Annotated in this window: 5 protein-coding genes and 1 pseudogene; 2 read left to right on the forward strand and 4 right to left on the reverse strand. The window is 56.2% G+C overall.

What is annotated here, in order from left to right; genetic code table 11:
• Positions 1–144 (reverse strand): DUF6429 family protein (locus tag FS320_RS48825; RefSeq protein WP_244626992.1); only part of this gene is annotated, 144 nt, incomplete at its 3' end.
• On the opposite strand from FS320_RS48825, the pseudogene tnpC reads away from it, so the two are divergent.
• Together tnpC and FS320_RS35675 are read left to right on the forward strand one after the other, a co-directional pair.
• Positions 128–1,662, forward strand: a pseudogene (tnpC, locus tag FS320_RS35670) (IS66 family transposase); the annotation flags it as partial. The gene FS320_RS48825 and the pseudogene tnpC sit on opposite strands and share 17 nt — an antisense overlap.
• 2 nt (positions 1,663–1,664) lie before the next feature.
• On the forward strand, positions 1,665–1,922 hold the full coding sequence (locus FS320_RS35675) for a hypothetical protein (protein WP_152717091.1): 258 nt from the start codon (positions 1,665–1,667) through the stop codon (positions 1,920–1,922).
• A 1,905-nt stretch (positions 1,923–3,827) separates the two neighbouring features.
• Here FS320_RS35675 and FS320_RS51090 read toward each other — a convergent pair.
• The 3 genes from FS320_RS51090 to FS320_RS35690 all read right to left on the reverse strand — a co-directional run bounded on the left by FS320_RS51090 (position 3,828) and on the right by FS320_RS35690 (position 6,085).
• Positions 3,828–4,241 (reverse strand): GtrA family protein, encoded by a 414-nt coding sequence (locus tag FS320_RS51090; protein ID WP_420846820.1) that lies wholly within the window; start codon positions 4,239–4,241, stop codon positions 3,828–3,830.
• 62 nt (positions 4,242–4,303) lie between these two features.
• Positions 4,304–5,368, reverse strand: coding sequence for a glycosyltransferase family 2 protein (locus tag FS320_RS35685; RefSeq protein WP_152717092.1), 1,065 nt, complete (start codon positions 5,366–5,368; stop codon positions 4,304–4,306).
• 321 nt (positions 5,369–5,689) lie between these two features.
• Positions 5,690–6,085 (reverse strand): hypothetical protein, encoded by a 396-nt coding sequence (locus tag FS320_RS35690; protein WP_162003458.1) that lies wholly within the window; start codon positions 6,083–6,085, stop codon positions 5,690–5,692.
• Positions 6,086–6,516 lie beyond the last annotated feature (431 nt).

Genomic DNA, 6,516 nt, shown 5'->3' on the forward strand with positions numbered 1-6,516 from the left:
GACTGGGTCGCCGATCAAGCCCTTCTTGTGAAGCCGATCCGTCGTTGCCCAGTCGAAGCCCTTCCAGGCACAACGCTCGTTATGCAGCGTCAGCCATAACAGCGCCAAAACGGCATCGTCGATCTTGTCCTCATCGATCTCCATGAACCGACGTTACCACGCGCGGCACCCAAAATCCCGCGGCCCCGCTCGGATGGATACGCAAAAGCAGAAGTTTGGACGAAGCTCCGAGAAGATCGAGCGCGAGATCGAACAGCTGCAGCTCGCGCTTGAAGATCTCGAACTGGCGATCGCTGTGGCCCATCCGGCGCCTGAGACGGAGTCGGACACGAGCGAAGACGCACCTGCATCGACAACACGGCGGCGGGGTCAGCCGCGGGTTTCCGACGCGACACCGCGCGAGCGTGTCGTGCTCGATCCCGGCGAATGCTGCCCCGCCTGCGGAGGCCCTCTGCGCCTGCTCGGAGAAGACGTCTCCACTCTCCTCGATTTTGTTGCTGCGCGGCTCAAGCTCGTGGAGACGGCGCGCCTGAAGAAGTCGTGCCGGTGCTGCGAGACGATCGTGCAGCCGCCCGCGCCGACGCGTCGACCCGCCGCGGCATGGCTGGGCCGAACCTGCTCGCCCATATCCTCGTCTCGAAGTTTGATGATCACTTGCCGTTGTACCGGCAGGGTGAGATCCTCGCCCGTCACGGCGCCGACATTCCGCGCTCGACCCTGATCGACTGGTGCGGCCAGGCCGTCGCCACGCTCCGGCCGATGAGTGCTCTGATCAAGCATCGTGTTATGAACTCCGACCACCTGCATGGTGATGATACGCCCATCCGGGTGCTCGATCCGTCGCAGCGCAGGAGCGGCAAGGAGCGCGGCGTCAAGGAAGGCCGGATCTGGGCCTATGTCCGGGACGATCGACCGTGGGCCGGCCGCGATCCACCCGGCGCCGCATACTGGTTCTCGCCCGACCGCAAGGGCGAACATCCGCAGCGCCACCTTGCCACCTTCACCGGCATCCTGCAGGCGGATGGCTATTCCGGCTTTAAGGAGCTCTACAAGCCTGATGCCACGGGAACGGCCCGCGTGCGCGAGGCCGCCTGCTGGGCGCATCTGCGCCGGGATTTCCACGATGTCTGGAAGGGGACGAGCTCTCCGATCGCCCGGGAGGCGCTCGATCGGATCGGCGCGCTCTACGACATCGAGCGGACGATCACAGGAAGGTCAGCCGAGCAGCGTGTCGCGGTGCGTCAGAGGGAGAGTCGTCCGCGCGTCGAGGCGTTCAAGGCCTGGTGCGGGGCTCAGCTCTCCCGCATTCCCGGCAAGGGTGATCTCGCCAAAGCGATGCGCTACGCACTCAATCGCTGGCCTGCCTTCACGCTGTACCTGGAGGACGGTCGCGTGGCCATCGACAACAACGTGGCCGAGCGGGCGATCCGCCCGGTGGTCATCGGCAGAAAGAATTTCCTGTTCGCAGGCTCGGATGCCGGCGGCGAGATCGTTGCCGATGCCATGACCCTCATCGAGACGGCCAAACTCTGCGGCCTCAATCCACACGACTACCTCGCAGACGTGCTCGGGCGCATCAACGATCACAAGATCAACCGGCTTGATGAACTCCTGCCATGGAACCGGAAATCCATCGCTGTCCCTCAGGATCAGGCGGCCTGATCATGGCGGCGATTGCGCACGTACTCACACTGGCCCGCGTCGCCGAACTCCTGGGCGAGGATGAGGACCTGCTGCATGAGATCAGCATTGAGATGGAGCCTGAGGACGGCGTGATCGGCGTGCATGGCATCGGCGACGACTATACCCCCGCCTTCACCGACTTTGGCGTCGAGAACCTGCGCGAACGTATCGAGCTCCACAAAGCCGACGCTCGCCGCGCGTCAGACGTCGCGGCTACAAAACTTGATCCCGGGTCCTGATCGGCCGGTTACCATCAGGGCGAGCACGGCCTCATCGATCTTGTCGTGGTCGATCTTCATGCAGCCACTTTACCACGCCACGACCGGAGATTCCGCAGTCCTCGGCGGATGCGTACGCTCCCAGACACCCGGCGGGCTCAGCGGTTGAAGTTCTCGGCGTGCCGCCATGGGCCCAGAACGGACAGCCCTCCATTTGGCGGCATTCTGATGGCGCAAAAGCATGACCTCGACTGTGCGGCGCAGATCCTGCGGCGCCTTGCCATTGGGACGACACTGCTCCACCAGTGCCTGGCTCTTCCTCACTTATGACGAGCAAAACGCCTCCGAGGGCAATGAGTACAAGTACAACAGGACCAAATGCATTCTGATTTAAGCCAACACCTCAGCTGGCCGAAGTTCGTGAATAGCTGAGTACCCGACTCCGCTCGAGGAGACCAAGGGTGAACAACACGAAACCGACTGCGAGAGGCCAAACCAAAATACGGTCCATAAACCAGGCATGCTGAATGGTGTGCTGCCAAAATAGGAGCGGCCAAACCGCAATGGGAGAAACTGAGAGAAGTAGCCAGAAGGCGAGACTTCTAATCGAATTTGTGGAACTCAACCTCAGGACTTTCACAACCCCCCACCCGCCGAATACCACAGCTGAGAGCAAGGCTAGACCGGCCATGAGGCGCATGCGACCTGACAATGAGCTAAGGCCGCCAATCATCTTTGTTGTCAGAGTAAGTAACCCACCCTGAGGCACATCTGCCGCAGATACAGCAGCCATGCGCGTGCCAAGCTGCCCTGCGAAGTCCGTGAGGACCTGCGGACCAAACACAATGCAAGCTAAGACGAGCTTGAAAACAAGCGGCAATATGGCAGCCGTGCAAAAGGCAGCCGCTGCAGCAATGATCAATGGGATGGATGCACCCGGTTCACGACCCGAGTGAAGCGCTAGTGGTATACCCCCAAGGACGACAGCTAATCCGAGCGGGATTCCGCCGGTGAGAAATTCAAATACTATTGTTAACGCGCCAAACAAAGCCGCTGATATAATAATTGTAAGTGAAGACAGTCCAGAAGATGAGCCGACACACAGGAAAATAAGATAGCATAGGAGAATAGCATCCGCCGGTGCATGGCTTAATGACTGTGCAAACGACTCGAGACCGAACCAGCGTGCAAACGTTATGAAGATGATAAGCCACAATAAGAAATAGCTGGACCTATCATCGCACGCCATCTTATAGCAACAAAATAGAACCCCAGCCATGACCAGAGCGGTTAGCAGGGTGCTATAGAGAAGTCTTATCTGGTCAACTCTAAGTATAGGGAGAAGGAATCGAGCTAGGATCGTGTGACCGTGTAAATAACGATGGTAGAAGGTAAGATCGTCACTAGGCACCTCGCGGTTCACAAGCCGGTAAAGTACAGGGCACGGGTCATGAATCCCTGCGCGCTCGACGAGTGTTGGGGATGTTTGAGGCAAATCGAATTGCGGTGCTGAGTCGTAGTTCGTGAGGAGTGGTGAGACTGCTGCTTTCCAACCAAGCTCATGTCTCTGATCAAGGCTCATCTGGATGATAAGGCAGTCGTTAAATTGATGGACTCCGATTGTTGTGCTTCCTAGAGCTTGATTAGCGTCTATTAGAAGATCCCCAGAGCCAAATGCTTGCTGTACATGGCGTGACGCAGCGTCCAAATCGCGATTCATACTAAAATACGATAAGGTAAAGAAAATTAGAGTTAGCACTGAGGCAACAATAGTTCCCCAAAAAATTCCTAGTCCCAAGAATCGAGCAATATCCAGTCTGCTCTTACCTTTCATACATTTCACTCCCGACGCGGCTTTGCCAATCCCCTTGCTGAGCAACTCCCAATTCTTTCGGAATAGGCATGATGCTTACAGCTACAACTGGTTCAATTATTAGTACAACGTGACTTCTTTCGGTTGAATACGAATAGTCGAGAACCAAGGAAGTTGAGGCACAGGCCTGCCGCGGAGCCAATTGCGAGAGCAAGAATTGGGAACTGAGCGAAGGGGTCTCCCCAAGAAACTAGTATTACATACAATACCATATTAACCGCCCCGCCACTGCTGCTGACGAGAGTAAAACGTCCCCACTCGCCAACACTCGGGCGACAGGCTGCTGCAGAAAGGAAAGTGTAACGGCGATTGTATAGCCAGGTAAATGTGACCGCACATAGGAACGAAAAGATTCGTGAGATATATACATTGACTCCAGTTGCAAGAAGCACTGATAGGGTAGCCGCATCGACAAAGAAACCTGCCGCCCCAACGGCGGCGAAGCGCAGAAATTGAGTGGAAATCACTTTGCTGGCCTGATTACTACGTTCGTATCGTTGAGCAGCCAAGAGCCATTTCAAGGACAGACCTATGTCTCTAAGACGTGAGAGTGTGTACCTGCAGCAATCTCGGCGAGTTTGGGCCTACTATTGATTCTGATACGGTTCTTAGGCTTTCGATATATATTAGCCAGGATTGGACCCTTTAGCTGTAGATAGGCCAAGCGCCTTGCCTCTCGGCGGCTCACACTGACGGAGTTAAGAACGATCCCTGAGTACAGTGATAGAAATGATAACAGCACAAGACCGGTAGAGAGAACAGCTGTCGGAAGGCGGGGAACCAAGCCAGTCTCGACAAATTCAATCAGTATTGAGCTCCCAAGCATTACGCCCGGCAATAGAAGCATGAGTGCAACGGACGCAAAAAACTGGAGAGGTCGCTCCTCCCTTATGAGGCGACCAATCATCCATAAAATCCTCAGGCCATCTCTGTACGTCGAAAGTTTGCTCTCTGAGCCATCCGGCCTGGGGAAGTAAGGCGCTTCAAGTTCGGCTATGCGCATACGAAGTTCAAGTGCGTGCACTGTCAGTTCCGTCTCGGTCTCGAAGCCTTTCGCTGTTGCTGGGAATGACTTGACGTAACGTCGTGAGAAGACACGGTAGCCAGACAACATATCAACAATTTGCGTGCCGAAAACGGTAGACACAAGTTTGGTCAGCAGTTTATTACCGAAACGGTGCCCAGGACGGTACGCCTTCTGATCGATGCTGATTCGATTGCTGGTTAGCATGTCGAGGCCATCCTCAAGAAGCTTGCAAACCATCTTGGGTGCGCTCGCAGCGTCATATGTAGCATCGCCATCAACAAGCACATATACATCCGCTTCTATGTCGGCGAACATGCGCCTAACCACATTACCCTTACCCCTTAGGCTCTCGTAACGGACAACGGCGCCAGAAGCGCGGGCTACCTCTGATGTTCCATCGTGTGAGTTGTTGTCGTATACATAAATGACTGCTGATGGTAAAAATTTCTGAAAGTCAGTGACCACGTTCGCGATGGTTGCTGCCTCATTATAGCAAGGCACAAGAACAGCTATACTGAGGCGGTCCGGTATATCGTTGAATAGTCGGACAAGAGAAGCATTGTCCATTACATCTACCTTTGTTGTATAGTGAGCACATAACAATCTAGGGTATACTTTTACTCTCGCCACCCTGCGTTATGTGCAGCAGGTGCATGCTAGCAACGTCGGAAGCAGGCGCAATCCTCCCCATCTGGAGTAGTTCTGTCGAGAGTTGCACATCACGTAAACTGCGGCAGTCAACCCAGACAGGTCAATATCTGGGGCTAAACTATGCTGCCAGCGCATCCGATGACCATGAGTAGGTGTCGGTGCGTATGCGAGGCCGAGGCATGCGCACTGGCCTTTCCATCACCCTGACCCTGTCCAACCGGCAGCGTCTTGGGGCCGTTATCGTGCAAGCGCGGGGCGCCAAAGCCTCTCGGTGCTTCCACACACATTGGTAAATCGGGTAAATGCCCCGTTGCCGGTATAACGGACGCCGAGACGGCGACCGCAAATGCCGCAGAGGAGCAAACCCTGCAGGAGGCACAGGCCTTCGCGCACAGGACCAGCGATCCCTTCGCGATTGGTGCGATTGGCCGCCAGACGCTCCCGGTTGACGACGAATTGCTCGGCGGAGATATCGCCATCGTGATGATCGGGGATCACGATGCGCCAGGCGTCCTGCGGCATCAAGCGCGACCGCGAGCGGATCTCTCCGGAGGGCTCGACCTCTTTCGACGATTGGTATCGCCCGAATACATGGAGGCCGGCATAGGATGGATTGGCCAGGACGCCGAGCACCCGCGAATGGGTCAGCCAGCCCTAAATGAGCTTGCCATCCCAGGCGCCGCCATAAGCCCGGCGTGGGAAGCGCAACCCGAGTTCGTTGAAGCGTTGGACAACGCCAAAGGCCGTGCTCTCGCAAGCGAACAGGAAGGAGGCGTCACGTCAAGCGCGCGATGGCCAATGCGCTATTGGGATCAGTCGCCGATCTGCACCGCCCGGCCCGCCGTGAATTCTGTCGCTTGCAAGGTCAACCCAAGATGATCGTCAGCTTCTTTCGGCACGCAGGTCTCTCTGTTGCAGGCCTTCCGTGAAACTCTTTAGAGGCTGGTGAGCAATTTTATTACTCGCTTCAAGTGCTTGATTTGGAATAGCTTTCGTGAAGATTGATGAGGCGGATGCGGGGTGTGCAACGGTTGAGGAGCCCCGCTATGGATACTTGTCTCTAT

Source organism: Microvirga tunisiensis, assembly GCF_009296175.1.
Taxonomy (GTDB): Bacteria; Pseudomonadota; Alphaproteobacteria; order Rhizobiales; family Beijerinckiaceae; genus Microvirga; species Microvirga tunisiensis.